Below are 24,186 nucleotides of genomic sequence, written 5' to 3'. Positions count from 1 at the left end.
CGGCGGAGGGTTATCTAATGCGCCTCGTCCCAGTTCCGCGCGGCGCGGGCGTCCACCTTTAGCGGCACGGAGAAGGCCACGGCGGGCTCGGCGGCGCGCTCCATGACGCGGGTCACGGCCTTGATCGTGGCTTCCACCTCGGCATCGTCGGCCTCGAACACGAGTTCGTCGTGCACCTGAAGCAGCATCTTCGCACGGACGCCCGCCTTTTCCAGGGCGGCGGGCACGCGCACCATCGCGCGGCGGATGATATCGGCGGCGGTGCCTTGAATCGGCGCGTTGATCGCCGCGCGCTCGAAGAACTGCCGCATGTTCCACTTCGGTGTGTTGATCTCGGGGAAGTGGATCTTGCGGCCGAACAGTGTCTCCACATGGCCGTCTTCGTGCACCTTCGAGCGCATTGCATCCATATAGGCGCGGATGCCGGGGAAGCGCTCGAAATACCTGGCGATGTAGTCGCCCGCCTCCTGACGCGGGATGCCGAGCTGCTGCGACAGGCCGAACGCTGAAATGCCGTAGATGATGCCGAAATTGATGGCCTTCGCGCGGCGGCGCACCTCGCCCGGCATGTCCTTCACCGGCACGCCGAACATCTCGCTCGCCGTCATCGCGTGGATGTCGAGCCCTTCGGCGAAGGCGTGTTTCAGCGCCGGAATGTCGGCCATATGAGCGAGCACGCGAAGCTCGATCTGGCTGTAATCGGCGGAGATGAGCTTCTTGCCCGGTTCCGCGATGAAGGCCGAGCGGATCATGCGGCCTTCGCGCGTGCGGATGGGGATGTTTTGCAGGTTCGGCTCGGTCGATGACAGCCGCCCGGTCGAGGTGGAGGCGAGCGAAAAACAGGTGTGGATGCGGCCCGTGTCGGCGTCGATGTGCTGCGGCAGCGAGTCGGTGTAGGTGCTTTTCAGCTTCGCAAGCTGCCGCCATTCGAGGAGCTTCGCGGGCAAGCGGCGCTGGTCTTCGGTGAGGTCTTCGCTCGATACCAGGTCTTCGAGCACCTTTGCGCCCGTGCTCCACTTGCCGGTGGAGGTCTTCTTGGCACCGGGCAGGCCGAACTTGCCGAAAAGCAGGTCGGCGATCTGCTGCGGCGAGCCGATATTGAAGCGCTGGCCGGCAAGCTCGTAGATCTCATCCTCAAGGCGCGCGAGGCTCTGCGCGAAGTCGGCGGAAAGGCGTGAGAGGACCGCGCGATCGACCCTGATGCCGTTGAATTCCATGGTGCCGAGCACTGCGGGCATCGGGCGTTCGAGCGTCGCGTAAACGGCGGCCATGCCCTCGGCGGCGAGGCGCGCGCGGAACAAGTGCCACAGGCGAAGCGTCACGTCGGCGTCTTCGGCGGCGTATTCCGTCGCCTTGTCGACCGCGATGCAGTCGAAGGTGGACTGTGCCTTGCCCTTGCCCGCAACATCGGTGAAGGCGATGGGCGTGTGTCCGAGATGGCGTTTCGACAATTCGTCCATGCCGAAACCCGCGAGCCCGCCGCGCCCCTGATCGCAGGCATAGGCCATCAGCATGGTGTCGTCATAGGGCGTGACGCGGATATCGTCGTGGCGGCGCATGACGAGCGCGTCGTATTTGATGTTCTGGCCGATCTTCAGCACGCTGTCGTCTTCGAGGAGCGCTTTCAGGCGGGGCAGGGCGCTTTCCATCGGAAGCTGGGCGATCTCGCCCGCGCCCGTAAAGTCGAGGCCGTCGCCCGCGCGATGCGCAAGCGGGATGTAGCAGGCACGGCCGGGTTCGAGCGCCAGCGCCACGCCGCAGAGCTTCGCGGACATGGCGTCGAGCGCTGTCGTTTCGGTGTCGAAGGCGACGAACCCTTGCTCGGTGGCGGCTGCGATCCAGTCTTCGAGCGTCTGGAGGTCCGTCACCTGCTGGTAAAGCGAACGGTCGAACGGGATCGCCTTCAGCCACGCTTCCACGCGGCGCACTTCGTCGGCGGGCGTGTCGCCGCCGGGCGCTTTATCCGGGGTTTCCCCTTCGACCGCTTCGGCGGGCGATGGCCGCGTCATCTCCCCCGTGGACGGCTCAACGCCGAACGCCTCGGAAATCCGCTTCGTCAGCGAGTTGAATTCCATCGTGCGCAGGAATTCGAGCAGCGCGTGCGGGTCCGGCTCTTCGACGGCGGCGATGTCGAGCGGCTTTTCGACGGGCATGTCGCAGCCAAGCTCGACGAGGCGGCGCGACAGCCGCGCCTGGTCGGCGAACTCGATGAGCCGCTCGCGCCGCATCTTCTGCTTGATGAGGGGCGCATTGGCGAGCAGGTTTTCGAGGTCGCCATATTCGCGGATGAGTTCCGCCGCCGTCTTGATGCCGATGCCCGGCACGCCCGGCACGTTGTCGACCGAATCGCCCGCAAGCGCCTGCACGTCGACCACCTTCGCGGGCGGCACGCCGAACTTCTCGATCACCTCCGCCTCGCCGATCACCTTGTTCTTCATTGTGTCGAGCATGGTCACGCCGGGGCGGACGAGCTGCATCAGATCCTTGTCGGATGAGACGATGACCACTTCCGCGCCTGCGTCCGCCGCCTGGCAGGTGTAGGCCGCGATGATGTCGTCGGCCTCGAAGCCCTCCTGCTCGATGCAGGCGACGTTGAAGGCGCGCACGGCATCGCGGATCAGCGCGAATTGCGGCACGAGTTCGGCTGGCGGCTCGGGGCGCTGCGCCTTGTAGGCGGCGGAAATTTCGGTGCGGAAGCTCGCGCGGCTGTGGTCGAAGATCACCGCGAGATGCGTCGGCGCCTTTTCGCCCTTCGTCTCGCGAAGCAGCTTCCAGAGCATGTTGCAGAAACCGTGCACCGCGCCGACCGGCAACCCGTCCGACGGGCGCGTCAGCGGCGGCAGCGCGTGGAAGGCACGGAAGATGTAGCCCGAGCCGTCGATAAGATAGACGCGGCTGCCGGGTGGCACGGCGGCTTCGGCTGGGGCGGTGGAAACGGACGTTTCGGCGAGCGATGGGGCGGCTGTCATGCGGCGAATATAGGCGGGTTCGAGGCGACCGGCCAACCCCAATCGGCGGGCATCGACAGGCGTGTGAGTGGCGCCATCGCTTTCAGCATGACGTTTTGCCCGTGCGCCGACCGAGATGACTTATTGCGACGGCGCGGGGCTTCGGCTATGCTCCCGCCAGATGCTTGCATATCGGTTTGCGAACCGGTATGCCTTGGCACACGCACCCGTAGCTCAGCTGGATAGAGTACTAGATTCCGAATCTAGGGGTCACAGGTTCGAGTCCTGTCGGGTGCGCCATCCAGCTATTTTTGCGTTGATTTTGTTGGGTTTTTTCTCTGGTGGGACAGAGGGTGAGACAGAGCCCAGCATTTTGCCAGCCGCGCTCGCGGCCATTTTTTTCTGGGCGGCGGCCTTCGTGTACACCCTCGCCATCTTCGGATCGTCCCAGCCGAACAGCGCCATCATCTCGTATTCGGACGCTCCAGCTTCGGCGCATCTCGTCGCGGCGATCTTGCGCAGGCCGTGTGACGAGCACTCAGGCAGGCCGATCGGCCGGCACACATCGTCGCGGAACCAATTCCCGAAAGAGTTCGTGCTCGCGAACGGTTTCCCGGCTTGGGTTAACAGGTAGGTATCGCCCGCCTTACAGGCATCGATCGCTTCGCGCAGCGGTGGCAGGATAGGCAGTGTCAGGATCTTGCCGAGGCGCTTGCGGCCTTTATAAACGGGGAACGTGATCGACGCGCCATCGGCGGCTTCGTCCTTGGGCCCGATTCTTACCGCGTCGGAGACGCGAACGCCAAGATACAGCATGACCGACATCGCGAGGCGCTCGCGAGAGCCGACAGGCCAGTGACGCTCGAATTTGTCGAGGTCTTGCTCCGTCCAGGTGTAGTAGCCCGTCTCGTCATATTCGACGCGACTGACGCCCTTGCAGGGGTTCGTGGCGGTAATTTCTTCCTTAACGGCCCATTCGAACAGCGCCGAAAGGTGCTTCAGCCGATGGTTCGCCATCGACCGCTCCTTCATGTCGCGTAGCTTCCGGACCCGCTCCCGCGTCATTCCAGCGAACGGCAAGTCGCCGACGCGGCGTGTCGCAGCGCCAGCCTGGAAAGCTGTGTCTCTCACGCTGTCGAGGTGCCGCCGCTTGACGACGCGCGTGATCTCCTCGAGCGAGCCGAACCGCTTGGAAGCGTAATACTGCTGGCACAGCCAATCGAACGTCTTTTGGCGGGGCGCGCCGTTTTCTCCGGCCAGCGCCTCCTTGTAAGCCGCCATAAATTCTTCAGAGCCCGGCGCGCCGGGCAACCGGATCTTCGCCTTGCCCGGTCGGCGGAAATAAAAACGGATATTGCCATGACGGTCTCGGTCGCGCGTCACGAACTGCAATTTGATTGTGGCCACAGCTATGCTGCCCTGTCGAAGTCGCTCCACGGGTCGTCTGCAATAGCGGCGTCTTCACTTTTCATGGCGGAGAAGTAAAGATCGACGTCGACGCGGTCCCAGACGGGCTTGGTATTGATCCGCATCGGCCGAGGCATGCGGCCGTCCTTCACGAGCTGGTCGAAGAGGGCAGGGCTCACGCAGATATATTCGGCGGCCTGATCGCGGCTCAAACCTCTGGGCGGGAGCGATGGCGGCAGCCTAGATTGCTTTGGTGTCGGCATAATCGCACCTCAGAACGGGATTTCGTCGTCGAGGCGGTCTGACGATCCGCCCCCGGCCGAGCCGCTGTAGCTCTCACGCGTCTTGGTGCTGCCGTAGGCGTCCTCGCTGCGCGTGGCGCCGCTGGGCTTGCCTTCGAGCGACAGGCTGCCGTCAAAGCGGCCGATCACGACTTCCGTCGTGTAGCGGTCTGTGCCGTCTGAGTGCTGCCACTTGCGGGTTTTCATCTTGCCCTCGATGGCAACCCGCGAGCCCTTGGTGAGGTGCTGGTCGATCACCTTGATCAGCGCCTGGTTAAACACGACGACCGTGTGCCACTCAGTGCTTTCCCTCTTTTCGCCGGTGTTCTTGTCGGTCCAACGCTCCGATGTGGCGACGGAAAACGTCGCAACACGGTCTCCGGTTGTGGTCGACCTGACTTCCGGATCTTTGCCGACGTTGCCGAGCAGGATGACGCGGTTGATGCTCATGGCTTCACCTTTGCAAGAGCGGTTTTGGCCGCATCCATTTGCTGATCGTGTGTTTCGATCAGCTTCAATGCCGCGTCGTAAAGCGGCGCCATTACTGCTTCCGTTGCGCGGCGCTCCTGATTGAGCCAGAGCGTCGGATCGACAAAACAACCGAAGGCATCCATGTCGCGGCGTTCTTTCTTGAATTGCTCGATCAGTTCCTTGTGAGGCCGCAAAATCATTACAGCCACGCCTATGGCATGCCCCAGCTCGATCAGCGCCTCGCGCGCTTCCTGCCTGTTCACGATGTTGCCTCGCGTTCAATGAATTCTGGGAAACTCAGCGTCGAAAACGTCGCCGCCAACGCATCAGCTCGTTTCTCTCGTCGACCAGCCATGGCCTTCGTGGCAAAATCGCGCATCGAAATGGGGCGCGCGCCGCGAGCTATCGCCGCCTCGCGCTTCGACTTGCAGATGTCGTAGTGGTCACCCTGGAACCACCGCCTTGCGACGCCGATGGCCTGGGCCATCTCGTGCAGTTCGGCCTCGCTGTCAGCGATCATGTGCGACATCTTCATGCGGCCAAAGCACCCCATGGGCGTGGTGTGCATATCGTCGACGTAGACGGTCATCTGCCCACCTCGCTCTGCGTGACGACGTCGGAAGCCCGCCCCTTCAGGCGCGCGAGGTGGAAGGCGGCCGTGGCGCGCTCGCGGGAAGTCGCGGCGGGATCGCCCGCCACCCATTGCAGGAATCTCTCGTCGTCGATGGCCGCCCAGCGTCTGCTCAGCCAGGGAGAGCGGATCCTGCACCGCTCCTGAAGCGTCGGCAGCCCGGTCAGGTGCAGGAGATGCTCCAGCGGGTGATCGTCCAGCATGCGGCGCAGGATATGCGCGACAACGAGCGCGGCCGCTCCGGCCTTGTGCTTGTCGGCCTCCTCGCGCTGAACGGGGAGCTTCAGCCAGTAGCGCAGCGCATGCTTCTGGTAGGACGGAGCCTCAGGCCAGAGACGCAGCGCGCAGCGGTACGTGTCGATCCACGGCGTATGCTCGGTCATCGCGTCCGTTGCCCAGCGGCGCGTGAACGAGATCTGGTGAGAGGCGAACGCGACCGCGCCATGCCGCTCGGGTGGCACGATCTCATCGAGCAGCTCCGCCCACGACACCATCCCGCGCACGTCCTCGTTCAGGATGTGATGTACGGCGCTCGCCTGCGGCGGGATATAGCGGCCCGGATTGCAGAGGTAGTTTGCGCACGGGCCGATTTCCCACGAGGCGATTTCGTTTTCGAGCACGGTGCCGGTGGCGACAAGGTCGGCGTAGCCCACTTCGCAGGGCGCGTGGAAGCGCTCGTCTTCTCCGGTGGTCCGGAGTTCCAGAATGCGGATGCGCATTGGTCACTCCTCCCAATAAGACATTTCGATTTCTACGGCTGTACGGGGCTCAAACTCGGCCAATGCGTAGGAAAGCGCACCGGCGTAGCGCCATGCTTCGAGGCGCTGCATGCCAGTGAGACGACGAAGCCAGTAAGCTGTGCGCGCGCGCCAGATAAGAGCGGTGATCATGCCGACGCCCTTTCCCGTTTCGCGGCCATGGCGGCCTCGTATTTCTCTTGCTGGGTTTTGCCGTTCAGGCCGCTCGGCAGTTGCCGCTCAAGCAACGTTTCGAGAGCGGGGAGATCGCCTCGGCGCAGAAGAGAGAGGGCTTCCTCGCTCAAATCCTGATCAGTGAGCAGGCCTCGCCAGCGTGCTTCCTCGACCGCTTCTTCGAGTTGGGAATCGGTCAAGAAGTTCACATCGAACGCAAACGGCTTGTCGAGTTCGCGGCAGAGCATCGCCCAACCCCACGCTCTGCGTGGGTTGTATTTCGCGGCTGGAAGAGCCTTGAAAAATACTTTCAGGAATTCTTTCGGGCTCATCGCTCAGACCCTCATCGGCATGAGGACGAGCAGGCTGTCGGCGTCGTCGGCAGGCTGGAACAGCGTCGGGCTGGAGCCGTCCGAGAGCGCGATCGACACTCCCCCTTTTGGCAGGTTCGCGAGCGTGTCGGCGAGATACCGGGCGTTGAAGCCGATCTCGACCGGGCTGGCTGTAGCCTCTTCGAGGTCGACCTCGTCGGCGGCGGAGCCTCTTTCCGGGTCCGTCGCCTCGATGCGAAGCGTCTCGCCAAACGAGAGCTTCACCGCCCGGCCCTTCTCGGACGAGACGAGCGACACGCGGTCGGCGGCAGCCGCCAGCGCCTCGTTGTCGACCACAGCGCGGAGCTTATTCGACGCCGGGATGACACGCTGGTAATCGGGGAATGACCCGTCGACGAGTTTCGAGGTGAGCGTGGTCGTGCCGAAGGTGAGCCGGATCTTCGCGGGCGAGATATCGACCGCAATCTCCTTCACGTCCTTCGCGAGTTTCACGATCTCGCCGACGCATTTGCGGGGCACGATGATGCCCGGCATGCCGGACGCGCCGTCCGGAGCCGGAACGTCGCGGCTGGACAGGCGGTGACCGTCGGTCGCGACGCCGCGCAGTTTCACGCCGTCGCCCTTGTCGATCGTGTGCAGATAGACGCCGTTCAGATAGTAGCGTGTCTCTTCCGACGACATGGCGAAGGACGTGCCGTCGAAGATCGTGGCGAGCGCGTCCGCCTGGGCCGTGAAGCTGTGCTGGAATTCGGACGCGCCGAACTCGGGAAAATCTTCGGCGGGAAGGGTCATCAGCTCGAACCGCGAGCGCCCCGCCTTGACCGTGGCGCGGCCCTTGTCCCCGTCCCACGACAGCGATATGTCCCCGTCCGGCAGCTTCCGGACGATGTCGGACAGCGGCCCGGCGGGCACGGTGAAGCCGCCTTGCGTGGTGAGGTCTCCTGAGCAATCGATCGTCGTGCGCGCCTCGAGGTCGAGGTCGGTCGCGGTGACGGTGAGCTTGCCCTGGTCGACGGTGAGCAGGAAATTGGAGAGGATCGGGATCGTGTTGCGCTTTTCGACGACGCGGGACAGCCGCGTGAGCGCGCCGGACAGGTCGGACTTGCGGGCAGAAATGGTCGGCATGATCGCCTCAAATCGAAATCTCGGGAAGGTGCCGGGTTGCTCTCCACCCGGCGTAAGCCACGCGCTGGTTTGAGTGGCGCTGCGCCCCGCTGGCCGCGCGCCTGTTATCCTCTGGCCGGCGTTCGCCGCTCGGCCGAGGCTCAGCCGAGTTCGGGTGTGCCTTCGTAGCCGGGCAGGCCAGTCTCCTTGACAGCGAGGTCGAGATCGGCCTTCACACGCTGGCGCAGATAATCGTCGAGGCGATAGAGCTGATAGCCCCAACTGATGCCGCCCTTCAGCCGGTAGCGAAGGCGCGCGGGCACGCGAATGAACTCGCTGTCAAGAAAGGGCTGAACCGAAATCATAAAGATGCCGGGAACATCGACCTTTTCGCCCGCCGCATTCAGATGCTCTTCGGTGAAGACGATCTCGCGCTCGCCGTTCGACAGGCGCGTTGCGTTCCGGACCTTCGCCCCGACATAGACTTCGAGAGCGCGTGACAGTGCAATCAGTTCGTTCGGCGAGGCAAAACGTTCTTTGAACAGCGGCTCGAATTGCTGGCGCTCGTCCTCGGTCGGCGCGGCCAGTTCAGCGGCGTGCTCTTCGATGAAGGCAGCGAATTCACCTTGCCCCATCAGCTCACCGTCGAGCTTCTGCCAGGCGGTCAGTTCCTCCGTGATCGGGAATTTATAGACGATCCGATGCTGGAGGTGGCGGGGCAGGAACTTCACCAGAGTTTGCGCCGCATCCGCTATGGGTTTGACGTCTTGTCTGGTGTAAGCGGGTTTCTCCGCCATCTGGTGATAGTCGATCACGGCAGTGAGCGCTGGATCGGGCAGCGTCGTCTTGGCGAAGATCGCCGAATGCTCGTCGGAGTGATAGTTCACGAGACCAATGAATGATTGCAGCGTGGTCACATGGGCCGTGCCGCGACGGCGTTCCGGGCGCTGACGGTAAGCCTCGATCTGCGAGGCGAGATTGCCGACGATAGCCTTCTCGCCCTTGGCGTCGACCGTGATCGGCACGACCGGCGGCAGACCTTCGCCGAGGCCATCCGTCTTGATGTCGAGTACGCTGAAGCCGGAACCCTGTCTTGTCAGTTCCGCGATCGCCGCAATGCCAGCGGCATCATCGGGGATGAAAGATGTGGAGGCGGTAAGCTCAATTTCGTTTGCCATTGGAAAACCTGTCTGGGTTAAGTGGCTTAAGCGCGGTCGCGCAGGCGCTCTGTTGCGTCGCGCGGACCGCCGAACATGTCGATCTGGCTGGGATGCTGGGTGGAAAGGCCGCCCTCGTGCGTCCAGAACGGCGTTGCGCCGAACTTGTCCCCCTCGGGGAGCTTCGATTTCACGGTCGGCGTTACGTCGACGCGACCGCCCTGGTAGGCGATTTCGATCTCGACCGTGATCTTCGCCTTGCCCTTCTCGCCGGGCAGGGCTTCGAGCGTTTCGACGGCCTCGCGCAGCACGTCGTCACATTTTTCGGCGAACTTCCCGCGGTGCAGGAGGCCGATCATCTGATCGAATTTGCGAATGGTTGGTTGGCTCATGGCCGTGGTTCCTCGACAGTGAAAGATCAGGCCGCCGCAGAGGCGCGGACGGACCGGGTGATGCTGGAGCGTTGCCGACCGCGCAGACGCCCGACGCGCGGCGCATAGCGCTCGACGCGGGCGCGGTACTCGTCGGCCGCCATGGGCCACGGCCAGAGGCCGAGCTTGCCCATCACGCGCAGCGTCGGCTCGTCTGGCGGGAGCGTTTCGCCGAGCAACTGCACGGCTTCGGTGTTGTGGAGGCGGCGGTCGACGTGGAGCAGCCGCGCCATGGCCGCGTCTGAGAGCGGCCATTCAAGGCCAGCGGCCTGATGCACGGTCGACAGGATCGTGTACTTCAGATCGTCGAAAGCGGCCTCGGCGGCGCGTCGCGCGGCGGGCACGATTGTCTCGCGCGGCATCGTGGCCTGGAATTCCTGGTCGAGCCGAGCGGCAGCGGCGAACCAGGCGCCATAGGCCACAAGGGCGGCCTGTGCGGTCCGGCCGAGATAGGCCTCATGCGCGGCGTGAAACAGGAAGGTGGCCGCAAGTGCGTCTGAACCCGTTTCGCGGGCAACGGCGTCGGCGCCGATCACGCAGTGCTGCGCGACCGAATAGACGCCTGAGGCACAGCGGCCTCCGGTGTGGTCGATGCGCGAGAGGACCTCGGCGAGGTCGTTGAAATCGATCTGCTCGGGCGCGGGGCGGAGCAGGTCGACGGCGATGCCGGACGGCATCCGCGTGCAGGCGGCGTGAGCGGTCATATCAGCGCCCTCTCGTCTTGTTGCCCGGCTTCGCAGGGCGCGTTATCTTGGGCGCTGGCTCTTTGGGGGACGCAGCATGGACGGCACCAATCTCTTTCTCTCGAGTGGCATCGCCGAGCACGACGGGGACGTTTACGGCGTGATCCATATTACGGTGGAGACGCCCTCCTTCCGCACCGTGTCTTGCCAGGCGAGCGTGGAGGAACTCGAGCGCTTCGCCGCAATGTTTCTGGAGACAGCCAGCGAGGTCCGCCGGCGACAGAGTGTCTATAAGTTCCCAGAGCGGAGCTGATACGAAAGCACCGCCCAGAGGGCGAAAGATCACCTCGTTGTGGAGTTCGTAGCCGAGCTTTGCGGCGAGCGCCTGCGCGCATGCGGCTTTCAGCGGGTCATCGAAATAGGCGCGCGCATCGTCCCGGACATAGTCGAGGATGCTCGACGCGAGGTAATTCGCATCCCTGATCGGGAGGCGAAGGCGAAGCGTCTCGTCGTCAGTCTTGAGGCAGATCGCGATCTGCGCGCCGTCTCCGGTTTCAGCCAACGGCGATGTGTTGGCCCAATTCGCAACAGGATAGGAGAAAAACCGATTGGACGGCGTCGGCGCGCCATCGGGCGCGGCACTGGCATGCGTGGCGTGAGACAAGGGCGGCCTCCGTTAGCTGGCAAAATGAGCGGGATGTGTGGGAGAGTGTTCGGCGCGGCATTCGCTACCGCGCCGCTTCTTGGCGGAAAGCATGGGCAACCCATCCGCGAACCGGGCGCTGAGCACGCCTTTCTGCGCCGATGAGGTGAGATTGGCCGGCAGCTCGCGGCCGTCGAGGAAAGCCGCCACCTGATCGCCGTGAACGTCCGGTGGAAGCGATACCGACAAGCGGAAGCCGCGCCCGTTCGAATTCGCGTGAAGCTTCGTGCCCGTATTCAGTTTCGTGATGCGAGAAATCTGGAACGCACCCAGATCTTCATCCACGCCCATGGCGATGGCGAAGCGTTCGCCCGAGTGCCAGCGCAGCCTGTCGATCAGCGCGACGGACAGCACGAAGGTCAGGCGACTGCGGTCCAGGTTGCGCCCGGTCTTGCTGACATACAGGCGCAGGTCGCTGGCGTTGCGGCGGGCGCGGCCATCGGAAAGGATGGGGAGGAAAGCCATGTCAGCACCCTCCGCGTGTGGTAGGGTTCGCCCCGCGATACAGGGGGGGCATCGGATGTTTGGTTATTGGGAATTCAGGACGCACGGTCACTCGATCCGGATCGTTCCGCAAAGCGAGAAACGGTGGATCATCATGGACGGCGATGATGCGCTCGAAAGTCATCCCTCGGACCTCGCGGCCCTGGACGCTCTTCTCGCCGGTAGCACATGTCTGCTTTCGGACGGCATCAACACAGCGGAACTCGGCCTGCCCGACGATTTGTCGGAATGGCGGTTCGTCCGGTTGCGATAAGCCGCGTCGAACTCGCTGATCGTCTCCGCGATGTTAAGTGCACGCGAGCGGGATGCGAAATCGCAGGGCCTGATCGCCTAGCCCGAGAGCCAGCATAAGCTGAGGACCGTTCGGCGTATCCGCGACGGGCGACGTGCTGTGCCAGCTTGCTGCCGGCCAAGAATAAAATGCTTTGGATGGCGTTGAAGCGCACCTGAGAGGAGCGGAGGGGGCCCATCCTTCGCCCGGGCGGGCGCGGCCTATTTTCGGACCGCGAAGCACGCGCCATGCTTTCGCAAACCGCTGAGAAAACGTCAGCAGGCCCGACGGTCCGGCGCTGGAAAGGGGTGCGTGAGACAAGGGCGGCCTCCATCAGGGGTGATGAAGACCTGGTTATATCGGTTTAAAAACCGCGTCAATCCACAATCGGTTTAAAAACCGCAGCGATGCGGATTAAGGATGACTGGTGCCTGCGCCTGAGAGCACTGCGGCGATCTTCGAACTTAAAACATATGTTCGTGAGAAGCGGTCTTCCGCGACTGGCTCTGGGAAGCACCACCATATTTCAGGCCTACCAACCCCGACCCGGCAAACGAGATTCCCATAGAGCTTGGCGGCTCGTTCGTCATCCTGACCGGTTCGGTCATAAAGCGGTTGAAGCGGCGATCCTGTCCATTCAGGAGGCCGGGGCATGAACGCCCTGATCGCGGTCGTAACATTCATCCGCCCCGTTTGATTAGACTTTGCCGCGTCAAAAATGTTGGCATCGATCCAGTCTATCGCCGCCTGGCGTTCTTGAGCATTTAGCAACAGGAACCCGTTGTTAAGCTCGACGGGAAACCAGCAATCTCTCAGTCTAGGAAAATTAATATTCCCCGCATCAATTACAGTCATCTCTCACCCGGTCATTTCTCTATTTTCAGGCTGGTTCTTACTACCGGCGCACGACCAGCCAGGGAAGTTGCCGTTCATACCTTTAACACTCATGCTACGTTTCTGAAGATGACATCACTGACCAGTTCGGTGCCCAGGAAATCAACAAGCATGTTTGAGTTTGTGAGGTCCTCTCTCGTCAAGGCTCCAATCGCCTGACCAACCACCACTTCCCAGGGCTTTTTGCACTCCAGCGCCGCACAGACGAGCGTGCGGACCTCTTTGATTTTCTGGTAGCGGAACCGATCATCGGATTCGGCAAGTTTCTTGAGAAGGTCTCGGCAATGGTTTTTCGGATTTTCCTCGCCCCATTTTATCGCGGCGGCTACAAACCCCTGCCAGGTTGCCCCCATCAAGGCAAGACAAGGGTCAGTTAGAAGCGCATTTTCGATTGCATAGCATCGCAGGCGGTATCGCTTCACAGGGGGAGTATGTTCGATCGGCTGATTCACCAGGCCGTCGCCGTCGCGAAGGGAGAAGGCCACCGGATTGTCATAGAGCGTGCGAAGCAGATCGGCGCAAAAGGTTTCTAGGCGGCCCAACTGGTCCACGCTGCCAGCCAGCACAGGAAAGACCCTGATCCGCCCCTGCGACGTTCGCGCAGCCTGCTGCCAGACCCTTTCATCGTCCTCGCCTTCTAGGATCAACGCGGCGTCTTCGCTCAGCGAAAGTGAAAGAGGGTGACCGAAGAACGGGGCAACTTTGCGAAGTTCGGCGCTGGCAGGTTTGAGTTCAACAGTGTCTACTGCGAAGCTTTTGGTCCCTAGCGAAACATATCGCGAATCCGCAAGAGAACAGACCAACGGGCAGCTATGCGTGGAGAGGCATACAGCGATGCTTTCAGCATGACTCTTGAACTCGTCGAGCATGGCGATGATCAGCTTACCGAGGCGCGCTTGGAGATCGGGATGAAGGTGCACATCCGGCTCATCAAGGAGCAGAACGTTCATTTTTGTCGTATCAATCGTATCGAAGAAATATAAAATCTCGGAAGCCAAAGCTACGGCTTCTGACTCTCCGCTACTGATCTGGTCTGGGCTAATTGGCTGGCCATCAGACAGCGAACGGAATTCGAAATCGACTCTACCCATCTCAAGCGAGATATTAGTGAGCAGTTGATTTACCTTACTCAGCCGATCTGTTTTAAAATTGCGCGTCGAATCCTCTCGGATTTCCGGCGTGGCGGCTAGGCGACGCAGGTAAAGCACTTCTGTTTCACGGAACAGCGTCGCTGATGCGGCTTTGAAGTTGCCGGCCTGATTAAACGCCCTTGTTTGCCGAAGCCAAGTGGGGTCTTGACTTATAGATGTAAGTACAGATCCATCGCGCCTAAAAGTTCCAGCCCGCTCAGGGCTAATATAGCTAATATTAAATAGTTGATTATTATCGCTGTTACTTTTCTCAAGATCTCGAAGGAAGCGGCTTTTTCCTGCCCCGTTGCGCCCCATAATTATATTGATGTTGTTCATGTTAGTAAGGTGAGCGTTTTTCCCTTTTAATTCGATTACTTTCAAAATAGCCCCCGTGTTTTTATCTCATATACGGCATTGGCAGGGGAGACAGGATTGTGCCAGCCTCCAGATCGAGGCGAGCCTCACAAATCGGTGATTACTTTTCTAACAGTGCCGATCACTTCCGTAGGCTGATTAATAAAAATGGTCTCGTGGGAGGAATTTGTTGAGAACGGTTCCAGGCGATCGGGGTTGTGGCGATATCTCTTGAATGTCGCCTCACCATCACTTGTTAACACGACGTAAAAATTGCCATTTATCAGCATTTTTTCGCGTCGGTTCACCAGAATATGCGATCCTTCTGGTGCAACTCTATCCATGGAATCGCCCTTAATTGTCAGAGCGATCCACTCGCCTGCTCGGAGCCCCGCCATGAGCAGTTTCGGGCATTCCGACAAGCCGCTTTGGGGCTCTACATGGAAAAGCCGCCCGGCGCTCACCCAAGATATTATTGGCACTTCGAACACATCGACAGGATTGGTCGTTTCTTCGTCCCCAGCACCTGTAAGTAGCCAAGCGGCATTGGTGCGGAGCGGCTTTGCAAGCTTTTCGGCTGTTGCGGCAGTGATACTTCTCGGGCGCCCAATTTCGACGGCACGCTGAATATTCCTGATAGTGTCCGGGGACCCAGTAGCCGCGCGCGATGCAGCGGCGGCGCTGATGCCGACCGTTTTCAGCCTTCGATTGATCCTGTCCAACACACCGTTGCTCATGCGGTTAATTTACCGCTTAGCGCAAGCGGCTTGTATCGGTTATAAAACCGTTGACATAGCGGTTTAAAAACCGCTAACCCTATCGGCATGTTCACCGACGCCATCATCACGGTTGCCGCGAGATATCTCGAAGCGCGCAACTTGTCGCCCAAGACGCTGTCCCACAGGCTTTTCGGCGATAGCAAAGTCTTGCCGTCGTTCATGCGCGGCGAGAGGACAATCACGCTTCTGCGCGCAGAGCGCGCGATGCAATGGCTCTCGGCGCATTGGCCTGACGGGGCCGTGTGGCCTGCGCATGTGCGGCGACCGTCATCCGATCAATCGATCACCTCCCCGGGGCGACGACCCCCAGTATCAGCCGCGTCGCTCCCAACTGACGAGGCTCCGGCCTCGTCCTTTTCTTCCGAACGGGACGCCGCGTAGCGCCACGCGCGGCACCACGGCCCCGGCCAGCTTTGGCCGGGGCCTATCATCCTCACAGACGGGGCAAACATGAGCAGCATCTCCATCGTGCTTTTTGAGATCTTCGTCCGATGGGCTCATGGCTTTCCCTTTTTCGTAAAGAGCGTCGGTGCCGCCTAGAGCGGCGTCCGCTCCGGCCGGGTTGGCCGGAGTGGGATCACCCTATTTACGCGAGGTGCCTCATGAAAGAGATCGTTTCCATTTTGAGACGTTCGCGGTTCCTCGCTCGTTTTTGCCTGCCTTCTTGCCCGCACCTCTTGTTCAAGGGCGTTTTTCATATTTGCCAGAACCGCCGCGAGCCGGAGTTGCCGCTCCGTCTCGCGCGCTCTGGCGTCCAGATGTTGGGATTGTGAGATGACTGCCACGTCTTCCACCGTTGCCATAGGGCTCCAGGCCTCAGCGCCCGACCCTCTGATGCACACAGCATCGGAGGGATCGATCGGAATGTCTTCTCAGAAAAATGGAAAACTTTCCCAGAATTCCGGAAAACTTTCCGGAAAAATTGGAAAACTTTCCGGGCCGTGCGCGGAGCGCGCCGTAGCGTTCCTGCGGGCGACGCACCCGGAAAAGACGGCTGAGGCGATAGAGGTCGAGACGGCGGGCATCGTTTCTGCCGACACGGCGCGCAAGTGGCTGGCGGGATCGTCGACGCCAAATTTCCGCGCGACGATGACGCTGATCGCGATCTATGGCCCGCCGTTTCTCGCCGCCGTTTTATCCGACGATCTTCATTGGGTGGCGCGCGCAATGCGCGCCGAACGTCTTGCCGCGCTCGAGGCCGAGCATGCGCGCCTGAAACATGAAATCGAAACCATAACAAGGGGTTAGTCGTGAGCGCTCTTCGGCGTATCTATCACGTGTGGCTGGCTGAATTTCACCATGCGATGGCGAAGCGTCGCATGGCCGACGCTGGACGGCATATCGACGCCGCAAGGCTGCACGAAATGGCGCTCAAGGCGCTTCGCTGCGCGAGGGTCTAGCCATGCTGAGCCCGGCGCAAATCGAGGATCTGAAGGCGCGCGTCGATCTCGCCTCGCTCGCCGAGCAGCTCGGAGCGAAGCTCCGCCGATCCGGCCGTCACATGATGGGCTCGTGCCCGATCTGCGGCGGGGGAAAGCGCGCGACGCGGTTCGAGATCAAGGGATCGCAGTGGGTTTGCGCCGTGTGCGGTGATGGCGGCGACGCGATCAAGCTCATTCAGGCGGTGACAGGGTGCGATTTTCCGGCGGCTGTCGATCGGCTCGGCGGAGCGCGGCCGTTGACGCGTGAGGAAGAAGCGAAGATCGCGGCTGTGCGCCAGAGGCGCGAGGCTGCGCGCCAGGCCGAGCAGGAGCGCTACCGTCAGAAGGAAATCGAGGCGGCGCGGCTGATCTATGATCGCGGCCGGGCGCTGCAATCGGGCGGTGCCATCTCACGCTATTTCGCGGCGCGGAATTGCGACGGGGGGCCCGGTCTCGCGCCCGGTCTGCGCGGCGCGGCGGACGTGCCGTATTTCCACGGCGAAACGGTCGACCACACGGGGCGCAAGAGCCCGCGCGTCGTGCATCGCGGTCCGGCGCTGCTTTCGCCTGTGCACGATAATGACGGCGCCTTCATCGCGCTGCACATCACGTGGCTCAAGCCGGATTTTTCAGGCAAGGCCGAGATCGTCGATCCCGAGACGGGTGAGCTGTTGCCCGCGAAGAAAGTGCGCGGGTCGATGGGAGGCGGGCACATCGTTGTGCTTGGCTCCCGCGAGACGCCGCGCCGCCTGTTCAAGGGCGAGGGCATCGAGACCGTCTATTCGGTCGCGACGGCGCTTTACCGTCTCGGGCGGCTCCGGCCCGGCGACCTCTTCTGGTCGAGCGTTTCTCTCGGTAATCTCGGCGGGCGGGCCATCTGCACCGTGGCGCATCCGACGCTCAAGGGGCCGACCGGACGGCCGCAACGCATTCCGGGGCCGGTGCCGGATCTGAACCCCGCTATTCCGTCGATCTCGATCCCCGCCAGCATCGAGCAGCTCGTGCTGCTGGGCGACGGCGACAGCGATCCCTTTCTGACGACGAAAACGCTCGAGCGGGGGCGAGCCCGCTATGCGCGCGATGGGCTGCGCATCGGTATCGCCATGGCCGAAGGCGGGCGCGATTTCAACGACATGCTGGAGGGGAGCGCATGAGCAACCGCCTCTCCTACCACGACTTCCTGCGGGCAAAAATCCCGTTTGCGGGGCAGAGCGAGGGGGCGGAAACCATTCCCTTCGCGCCGCATCCCTCGCTCAAGCCGCATCAGGCCGCCGCCGCGCGGTGGATGATCGACGGCGGGCGCCGTGCGCTGTTCGCCGCCTTCGGTCTTGGCAAGACGCGCGTGCAACTGTCCGTGGTGGACGCGATCGCGCGGGCCACTGGGACCCGGGGGCTGATCGTTATTCCGCTTGGCGTCCGGCAGGAATTTTTACGCGACGCGGCCGACATGGGAATCTGTGTCCGCTTCATCCGGAGCGTCGACGAGGCGGGACCGACCGGCGTTTATCTGACCAACTACGAGACGGTGCGCGACGGCAAGATCGACCCGACGCAGTTCCCGTGGTCTCGCTCGACGAGGCGAGTTGCCTGCGCGGCTTTGGCGGCACGAAGACCTTCCGCGAGTTCATGCGGTTGTTCGACGCCGTGACATACAAGTTCGTGGCAACCGCGACGCCCTCGCCGAACGACTATATCGAGCTGCTCGCCTACGCGGCGTTTCTCGGCATCATGGATGTCGGCGAGGCGAAGACGCGGTTCTTCAAGCGCAATTCCGAGAAGGCCGACAAGCTCACCCTTCACCCGCACAAGGAGGAAGAGTTCTGGCTGTGGGTGGCGTCGTGGGCGCTGTTCATCCAGCGGCCGAGCGATCTCGGTTTCTCGGATGAAGGCTATAACCTCCCGCCGATGACGGTGCATTACCGCGAGGTGCAGAGCGATCTGCGCGCGAAGGACGCCGATCGAGGTGGGCAGTTCATGCTGCTCCGCGACGCGGCGATGGGCTTGCAGGATGCGGCGCGGGAGAAGCGCGAGACGCTGCCCGCGCGCGTCGAAGCCTTGAAGACGATCCTCGCTGACGATCCCGAAAGCCATTACCTCATCTGGCACGATCTCGAAGCGGAGCGGCACGCGATCGACGCGGCCGTGCCTGGCGTCGTTTCGGTCTATGGCTCGCAGGACCTCGACCAGCGTGAGCAATGCATCGTCGAGTTCTCTAACGGCAAATTCAAGTATCTCTCGGCAAAACCCGTCATCGCCGGATCGGGCTGCAACTTCCAGCGCCATTGCCACAAGGCCGTGTTTCTCGGCATCGGCTTCAAATTCAACGATTTCATCCAGGCGATCCATCGCATCCAGCGATTCCTGCAGGAGTGGCCTGTCGAGATCACGATCATCTACGCCGAGAGCGAGCGCGAAATCTTGCGCACGCTGAAGCGCAAGTGGGATCAGCACAATCAAATGGTGGCGCGCATGAGCCAGATCATCAAGGACTACGGGTTGAGCCACGCCGCCATGGCGGACGCGTTGCAGCGCTCTCTCGGCTGCAAGCGGATCGAAGTCTCGGCCGAGCGCTATCGGCTCGTAAATGCCGACACGGTCGAAGAGACGGCGCGCATACCGGAGGCCAGCGTCGGGCTGATCGTGACCTCGATCCCGTTCTCGACGCAGTACGAATATTCGCCTTCCTACAACGATTTCGGGCACACGAACGACGATGCGCATTTCTGGGCGCAGATGGATTATCTGATCCCGGAACTGTTCCGCGTGCTTCAGCCGGGGCGGCTTGCCGCGATCCATGTGAAGGATCGGATCATTCCAGGCGGCGTGTCCGGCTTCGGCTTTCAAACGCTCAGCACCTTCTCCTATGACTGCATTGCGGGGTTTCGGAAGCACGGGTTCGCGTTTCTCGGCGAGAAAGTGATCACCACGGACGTGGTGCGCGAGAACAACCAGACCTATCGGCTGGGCTGGACCGAGCAGTGCAAAGACGGCTCTCGCATGGGCTTCGGCGTGCCGGAGAAGCTCCTGCTGTTTCGCAAGCCGCCGTCTGATCGGTCGAACGGCTATGCCGACTCGCCCGTGGTGAAGGACAAGAAATGGCGCGTTGATGAGGACCGCGAAACCGGGACGGCAGCGCACTGGCAGCACCCGAACGGATATAGCCGCGCGCGTTGGCAGCTCGATGCGCACGCCTACACGCGGTCGAGCGGCAACCGACTGATCACCGCCGACGAGATCGTGGGGTTCGGCGCGAGCGATGTTTACAAGATCTGGAAGAAGTTCTCGCTCGAAACCGTCTACGATTTCGAGCACCACGTGCAGATCGCTGAAGCACTCGAAGAGCGCGGGAGGCTGCCGGCAGACTTCATGCTCCTGCCGCCGCACTCGCGGCACCCCGACGTGTGGACCGATATCACGCGCATGCTTTCCGCGAACACGCTGCAAGCCGCGAAGGGCAAGGAAATGCATCTTTGCCCGCTGCAATTCGACATCGTCGACCGGGCGATCAACCAGTGGTCGATGCCCGGTGAAGTCGTGTTCGACCCGTTCGGCGGACTGATGACGGTGCCGATGCGCGCCGTGAAATTCGGGCGCATCGGCTGGGGCAACGAGTTGAACCACCGCTACTTCCTCGACGGCGTGAAATATGTCGAGGCGGAAGCGCGGGCACTCGATGTGCCGAACCTGTTCGCAGCACTCGATGCCGCGCGCGACGAGATCGCGGAGGCGGCATGACCGGCTCGACCGATCCGAACAAGCACATTGCCGATATCGTCGAGGGCTCGCTCGAAGAAGACGATTATGGCTGCGACGCGGCCGAGCTTGGTGGCGACGATTATGGCGGCCTGCCGCCGGGCATCACGCTCGACATGATCGCGGGTAATGCCGTGCTCGACCAGAATGACACGGACAACGCGAGGCGGCTGCTCAACCTCTATGGCGACCGACTGCTCAATGTGAACCAGGTCGGTATGCACTTTTGGGACGGGCGCCGCTGGGAATTTGAGGGGGGCGACCACGAGGCCGAGCGCTGTGCACAGCAAACCGCGAAGATGATCAAGCTGGAACACCGCTATCTGCCGGTGCCGGAGATCGTGCGCATTCAGATTGAGCGGGCGGCGCCGCTGAAGGCCCGAGAGGAAGAAAGCCTCTCGGCCGAGGAAAAGATGGTGCTCGCGCTTGGCGCGGCTGCCGAAACCGCGCTCGAAAAGCGTCGAGCGGGGCGGGTGAAGTTCGGCATCAGTTGCGGCAACCGCGCCCGAACGGTGGCGATGATCCAGCAAGCGGTGCCCCATATCACTGTCACTCCCGCAGCCCTCGATGCGGACCCGCTGAAATGCAACGTCCAGAACGGGACGCTTGTTTTCGAGGTGAAGGAGATCGAGGAGGAAGATCTCGAATGCCCCGATCCGGACGTCGTGCGCATGGTGAGGCGGAAAGTCGCGAGCGTGCGCCTCGATCCGCATCGGCGGGAGGACCGCATCTCGAAAATGGCGGCATGCTCCTACGATCCGAAGGCGACGGCACCGCGTTTTTTGGCGTTTATGGAGCGTTTCCAGCCGGACGATGCACAGCGGCGATACCTGCAAGTTGCTGCCGGGCGTGGTCTGCTCGGCGGCGCCTCCACGCAATGTCTGATTTTTCTCTATGGTGATGGCGCCAATGGCAAATCAGTCTGGATGGAGACCATGGCCCGGATCATTGGCGACTATGCCGGGCGTCTGAAGCCGGAAAGCATCACGGGAACGCAAGAGCAGGCCGGAGATAGACCAAATCCTGATTTCGCGCGCCTTGCTGGCAAGCGGTTCGTCGCTATCGCCGAGCTTCCGCGCGGTTCACCCCTGCGCGAGGGGCTGATCAAGACCGTGACAGGCTCGGAGCCGATCCCCGTGCGGCACTTGAACAAGGGCTTTTTCGATCTGATTCCGGAGCTCATCCCCTTCATGTCGGGTAACGAACTGCCGCAGATCGGAGGCCTCGACAAGGGCATTTGGCGGCGCATGAAGTTCCTTCACTGGCCCGTGACGCTCACTGAGGCCGAACAGAGACCGCTGCCCGAAGTGGTCGGGGAGTTCATGGAAGAGGCCGCTGGCGTCCTGAACTGGCTGATCGAAGGGGCACGGATCTTTCTCACGGAAGGGCTGCTCGAGCCGCCCGCGGTTCGTGGGCTAACGCAAAGCCATCGCGAGGATAGCGATCCCGTTGGGGCTTTCATCCGAGATTGCGTGAAGCCTCTCCCGGGCGCCCAGGTGCAGGCTCGCGCGATGTACACCGCCTTCGCAAAGTACTGCGCCTCCAATGCGATCAAGCCCTGGTCAGAAACATCCTTCTCCAAAGCCATGAAGCAAAAAGGGTTCATACGCGAGGATAAGCGCATCCGGCAGTGGATGGATGTGACGCTCGACTGGATCCCGGAAGGCGACCCGCAGCCCCCGCATCGGGAGGATGAGCATTGATCCTCGCTCGAAGGCGCCGATTTGCGCAATTTTGTAAAACAGTGCCGCGAGGGTGCGAGACTTACGCGAGGGTGATAGCTGAACCCTCGCAGCTCATAAAGCATTAATTGCGCAGTTGTTTTAGCGTTTTTGCGAGGGTTGCGAGGCTTGTCGCGCGTACGTACGTAAGGAAAAAGGGGCTTCGGGCGAAGGCTATAGCCGTTTTTTTCTTACACATTATAGAGACAAGCCTCGCACCCTCGCAAAAAGCAAATAACAGTCTGAAACAAAAAGGGAAAAAGGGCGCGAGGGTTGTTCGTTGATCCTCGCGCAACCCTCGCACCCTCGCGGGACACAAAAATAGGACCAAACATGGCACGGACGAAGGAAATCATCGACATCGAGAAGCTGCTGGACTGGGCCTATCGCGTGCAGAAGGTGGACCGGCAAGCGGCTGGCGGCTTTTCGGCGCGCGGTCCTCAGGTTAGCACGGCGTCGGTTCTTGGCGCGACGGCGGTGCTGGGTGTGCGCGTCGATAATTCGGGATTTGCCGCGCGGACATTGGGGGCGGTTTCGCGTTCGTCGCCCGACGACGCGCTGATCGCTCACGACGCGGTGCTGTCGCTTGCGGATATGTGGCTCGAATGGGCGGATCTCGATCAGGTCGAAATCTGGGACAGGGAGCGGCTCGACCGTGAGGGGCAGATAGTCGAGCAGAGGAATGGCGCATGGTGGCGCGTGCCAGCCGTTACCTTCGGCAATGTCGAGCCGCTGCCGGTCCGTGTCGAGCAGGCGTGCTCGGCGGTTTTGGTGATCGTGCACGCGAAGGCGGGTACTCGGCCTGAGGCCTATGAGGATTGGGCGGAGGCGGTGACGACCGGCAATCGCGGCGGACGCGGACGCAAGTCGCATATCGGCGCGACAAGCGCGGAAGAAGTCATGCACGCTCGTGCGGTCTATCTCGTCTGGCATGCTGCGCTGGCTACCCTGGCCGCGCAGCTTGACGGTGCGCTCGAAGGCTTCGAGGTGACGGGGCCGGACGTCCCCGCCGAACCGTGGATCGAGGCGAAACAGGCGAAGCGCGTGCTGGAAGGCGATTTTGTGCCCATGAAAAACGCCCGCAAGCCATTGAAACAAAAACGGAAAAAATAAGATTTGACACAAAACCCTATTGTGACTACAAGCAAATCATCCACCAAAAGGGTTAGACAACGCCTCCGAGCAGCCGCTCCGGGGCGTTTTTTTATGGGCGGGTCGCATGGCGCGGGGCACGATCAGGATCGCTGCGTCGCAGCCCGGCACGGCGACGGTGATCGCCACGGTGGCGATGCTGTCCGAGCCGAAGATGCGCGCGGCTCTCGCTCGCGCGGTCAATCACTCGACGGGCAAAACTCTGACGCAGGTGCGTCGCGCGCTCGTCAAGCAGACGGGGCACAAATACGGGGTCATCAAGGCCGCGACGGCGCAATGGTCGGCGAACGAGGCGACGTTGCAGGCGCGGATCGACGCGCGAGGCAAATATGCGCGGCTGAAGGAATTCGGCGCCAAGCAGACTGGCGCTGGCGTCGTCGCTGCCCCCTGGGCGAAGTCAACCCTGTTCAAGGGCACGTTCATCGCGCCGCGCGGGAAGTTCGCGGGCAACGTCTACAAGCGCATCCGCCGCACCGATGGCAGCGTGATCCGCGTCGGCAAGAACCGCTCATGGCTGCCGATCAGGCCGCTCTATGGCCCCGCGATCCCGAAGGAAATCGTGAAGGACGCGTCGGAAGCGGCGTTCCAGCGCACGGTTGCGGCCGAACTGCCGAAACGCACTGAACATGAACTGAAACGCCTGCTCAAGCTCTGATGGAGGGATCGACATGGCAACGGATATCTATGGGTACGAACCCTTCCACCTATGGGCGATTGCCCAGGCGGCCTACACCGGGCGAGTAGTGACCGTCGACGAGGCTGGTCTTGCGCAGGCGCGGCAGCTCGTCGACGACGGGCTGCTTGAAAGCCTCGGCGATGCTGGCAGCTACGCTCTGACAGAGCGTGGCCGGGTTGTAGCCAACTGGCTGCTCGCCACGCTGGACGCTACGACATGGCTGCTGTCGAGGCCTGCCGAGCCGGAGCGGCGCGAGCCGTCCACGCTGGGCTATCTCGTGCGGCTCTGGTGGCCCTTCGGGGCGGCCCGCGCCTAGAAAACTGTGGCTTTCGCGCAACTGTTGCGGTCGCGCCACCCTTTTTGGTGTGTGGCAGGCATGCCACAGTGGCCTATATGCCACATGCGCGGGTCCCTCTCGCCCCTTCCCATGGGGGCGAACGGCACGCCGCCCCGAAATAGCGCTAGCCGA

At 62.0% G+C, this 24,186-nt stretch carries 28 protein-coding genes and 1 tRNA gene; 11 read left to right on the top strand and 18 right to left on the bottom strand.

The window, feature by feature from the left end; all coding sequences use genetic code 11:
• Positions 1-14 precede the first annotated feature (14 nt).
• Positions 15-2,969, bottom strand: a complete 2,955-nt coding sequence (polA, locus tag EK416_RS04020; protein WP_245433940.1) for a DNA polymerase I — start codon at positions 2,967-2,969, stop codon at positions 15-17.
• 202 nt (positions 2,970-3,171) lie between these two features.
• On the opposite strand from polA, the gene EK416_RS04015 reads away from it, so the two are divergent.
• A tRNA-Arg gene (locus EK416_RS04015) sits at positions 3,172-3,248 on the top strand.
• Here the strand turns inward: EK416_RS04015 and EK416_RS04010 are convergent.
• From EK416_RS04010 to EK416_RS03950, 14 genes are all read right to left on the bottom strand, one after another.
• A complete protein-coding gene (locus tag EK416_RS04010; protein WP_127076179.1) occupies positions 3,219-4,229 on the bottom strand; it encodes a tyrosine-type recombinase/integrase in 1,011 nt (336 codons plus the stop codon). The two genes, EK416_RS04015 and EK416_RS04010, sit on opposite strands and share 30 nt — an antisense overlap.
• A 128-nt stretch (positions 4,230-4,357) precedes the next feature.
• Positions 4,358-4,618: a helix-turn-helix transcriptional regulator gene (locus tag EK416_RS04005; protein WP_127076178.1), complete on the bottom strand. Its 261-nt coding sequence runs from the start codon at positions 4,616-4,618 to the stop codon at positions 4,358-4,360.
• Positions 4,619-4,627: 9 nt separating this feature from the next.
• Positions 4,628-5,086, bottom strand: a complete 459-nt coding sequence (gene ssb, locus EK416_RS04000) for a single-stranded DNA-binding protein (RefSeq protein ID WP_127076177.1) — start codon at positions 5,084-5,086, stop codon at positions 4,628-4,630.
• A complete protein-coding gene (locus EK416_RS03995; RefSeq protein WP_127076176.1) occupies positions 5,083-5,370 on the bottom strand; it encodes a hypothetical protein in 288 nt (95 codons plus the stop codon). Before EK416_RS03995 ends, ssb begins: the two co-directional genes overlap by 4 nt.
• Positions 5,367-5,696, bottom strand: coding sequence for a DUF4031 domain-containing protein (locus tag EK416_RS03990; RefSeq protein WP_127076175.1), 330 nt, complete (start codon positions 5,694-5,696; stop codon positions 5,367-5,369). Before EK416_RS03990 ends, EK416_RS03995 begins: the two co-directional genes overlap by 4 nt.
• Positions 5,693-6,457: a 3'-5' exonuclease gene (locus tag EK416_RS03985; protein WP_127076174.1), complete on the bottom strand. Its 765-nt coding sequence runs from the start codon at positions 6,455-6,457 to the stop codon at positions 5,693-5,695. The genes EK416_RS03990 and EK416_RS03985 overlap by 4 nt, the downstream gene beginning before the upstream one ends.
• A 3-nt stretch (positions 6,458-6,460) precedes the next feature.
• Entirely contained in the window at positions 6,461-6,628 is a 168-nt protein-coding gene (locus EK416_RS17655; protein ID WP_164729843.1) for a hypothetical protein, read from the bottom strand.
• Positions 6,625-6,981 (bottom strand): hypothetical protein, encoded by a 357-nt coding sequence (locus EK416_RS03980; RefSeq protein ID WP_127076173.1) that lies wholly within the window; start codon positions 6,979-6,981, stop codon positions 6,625-6,627. The genes EK416_RS17655 and EK416_RS03980 overlap by 4 nt, the downstream gene beginning before the upstream one ends.
• Before the next feature lie 3 nt (positions 6,982-6,984).
• Positions 6,985-8,106, bottom strand: coding sequence for a DNA polymerase III subunit beta (gene dnaN / locus EK416_RS03975; RefSeq protein ID WP_127076172.1), 1,122 nt, complete (start codon positions 8,104-8,106; stop codon positions 6,985-6,987).
• Positions 8,107-8,246: 140 nt separating this feature from the next.
• On the bottom strand, positions 8,247-9,263 hold the full coding sequence (locus EK416_RS03970) for a DUF2303 family protein (RefSeq protein ID WP_127076171.1): 1,017 nt from the start codon (positions 9,261-9,263) through the stop codon (positions 8,247-8,249).
• 26 nt (positions 9,264-9,289) lie between these two features.
• Positions 9,290-9,634: a hypothetical protein gene (locus tag EK416_RS03965; protein ID WP_081796840.1), complete on the bottom strand. Its 345-nt coding sequence runs from the start codon at positions 9,632-9,634 to the stop codon at positions 9,290-9,292.
• 26 nt (positions 9,635-9,660) lie between these two features.
• Positions 9,661-10,377 (bottom strand): hypothetical protein, encoded by a 717-nt coding sequence (locus tag EK416_RS03960; protein WP_127076170.1) that lies wholly within the window; start codon positions 10,375-10,377, stop codon positions 9,661-9,663.
• Position 10,378: 1 nt separating this feature from the next.
• Positions 10,379-11,020 (bottom strand): hypothetical protein, encoded by a 642-nt coding sequence (locus EK416_RS03955; protein ID WP_127076169.1) that lies wholly within the window; start codon positions 11,018-11,020, stop codon positions 10,379-10,381.
• A 12-nt stretch (positions 11,021-11,032) separates the two neighbouring features.
• Complete coding sequence (locus EK416_RS03950) at positions 11,033-11,524, bottom strand: hypothetical protein (protein ID WP_127076168.1); 492 nt, start codon at positions 11,522-11,524, stop codon at positions 11,033-11,035.
• A 55-nt stretch (positions 11,525-11,579) separates the two neighbouring features.
• On the opposite strand from EK416_RS03950, the gene EK416_RS03945 reads away from it, so the two are divergent.
• The gene (locus EK416_RS03945; RefSeq protein WP_127076167.1) at positions 11,580-11,816 is read left to right on the top strand and encodes a hypothetical protein; all 237 of its coding nucleotides are present in this window, start codon (positions 11,580-11,582) and stop codon (positions 11,814-11,816) included.
• 432 nt (positions 11,817-12,248) lie between these two features.
• Here EK416_RS03945 and EK416_RS03940 read toward each other — a convergent pair whose 3' ends face one another.
• The 3 genes from EK416_RS03940 to EK416_RS03930 form a co-directional block, all read right to left on the bottom strand.
• Entirely contained in the window at positions 12,249-12,689 is a 441-nt protein-coding gene (locus EK416_RS03940) for a hypothetical protein (protein ID WP_127076166.1), read from the bottom strand.
• Between the two features lie 89 nt (positions 12,690-12,778).
• Positions 12,779-14,242 (bottom strand): AAA family ATPase, encoded by a 1,464-nt coding sequence (locus EK416_RS03935; RefSeq protein WP_210210966.1) that lies wholly within the window; start codon positions 14,240-14,242, stop codon positions 12,779-12,781.
• Between the two features lie 80 nt (positions 14,243-14,322).
• Complete coding sequence (locus EK416_RS03930; protein WP_127076165.1) at positions 14,323-14,952, bottom strand: LexA family protein; 630 nt, start codon at positions 14,950-14,952, stop codon at positions 14,323-14,325.
• 906 nt (positions 14,953-15,858) lie between these two features.
• Here EK416_RS03930 and EK416_RS03925 point away from each other — a divergent pair.
• The 9 genes from EK416_RS03925 to EK416_RS03895 all read left to right on the top strand — a co-directional run bounded on the left by EK416_RS03925 (position 15,859) and on the right by EK416_RS03895 (position 24,033).
• Positions 15,859-16,242, top strand: a complete 384-nt coding sequence (locus EK416_RS03925) for a hypothetical protein (protein WP_127076164.1) — start codon at positions 15,859-15,861, stop codon at positions 16,240-16,242.
• 2 nt (positions 16,243-16,244) lie between these two features.
• Positions 16,245-16,394 carry a hypothetical protein gene (locus tag EK416_RS17650; protein WP_164729842.1) on the top strand — a complete coding sequence of 50 codons (150 nt, stop codon included), beginning with the start codon at positions 16,245-16,247 and terminating at the stop codon, positions 16,392-16,394.
• A 2-nt stretch (positions 16,395-16,396) separates the two neighbouring features.
• On the top strand, positions 16,397-17,569 hold the full coding sequence (locus EK416_RS03920) for a DUF7146 domain-containing protein (protein WP_127076163.1): 1,173 nt from the start codon (positions 16,397-16,399) through the stop codon (positions 17,567-17,569).
• Positions 17,566-18,063, top strand: a complete 498-nt coding sequence (locus EK416_RS17930) for a DEAD/DEAH box helicase family protein (protein WP_245433927.1) — start codon at positions 17,566-17,568, stop codon at positions 18,061-18,063. The genes EK416_RS03920 and EK416_RS17930 overlap by 4 nt, the downstream gene beginning before the upstream one ends.
• Positions 17,976-20,150 carry a DNA methyltransferase gene (locus EK416_RS03915; protein ID WP_245433926.1) on the top strand — a complete coding sequence of 725 codons (2,175 nt, stop codon included), beginning with the start codon at positions 17,976-17,978 and terminating at the stop codon, positions 20,148-20,150. Before EK416_RS17930 ends, EK416_RS03915 begins: the two co-directional genes overlap by 88 nt.
• Complete coding sequence (locus tag EK416_RS03910) at positions 20,147-21,871, top strand: DNA primase family protein (protein ID WP_127076162.1); 1,725 nt, start codon at positions 20,147-20,149, stop codon at positions 21,869-21,871. Before EK416_RS03915 ends, EK416_RS03910 begins: the two co-directional genes overlap by 4 nt.
• A 351-nt stretch (positions 21,872-22,222) precedes the next feature.
• Positions 22,223-23,002 carry a hypothetical protein gene (locus EK416_RS03905; protein ID WP_127076161.1) on the top strand — a complete coding sequence of 260 codons (780 nt, stop codon included), beginning with the start codon at positions 22,223-22,225 and terminating at the stop codon, positions 23,000-23,002.
• Between the two features lie 106 nt (positions 23,003-23,108).
• Positions 23,109-23,696, top strand: coding sequence for a hypothetical protein (locus EK416_RS03900; RefSeq protein ID WP_127076160.1), 588 nt, complete (start codon positions 23,109-23,111; stop codon positions 23,694-23,696).
• 13 nt (positions 23,697-23,709) lie between these two features.
• Positions 23,710-24,033, top strand: coding sequence for a hypothetical protein (locus EK416_RS03895; RefSeq protein WP_127076159.1), 324 nt, complete (start codon positions 23,710-23,712; stop codon positions 24,031-24,033).
• Positions 24,034-24,186: the final 153 nt, after the last annotated feature.

Source organism: Rhodomicrobium lacus, from assembly GCF_003992725.1.
Lineage (GTDB): Bacteria > Pseudomonadota > Alphaproteobacteria > Rhizobiales > Rhodomicrobiaceae > Rhodomicrobium > Rhodomicrobium lacus.
Note: the sequence above shows the minus strand (reverse complement) of the source record. Positions and strands in the feature narration are given on the sequence as shown.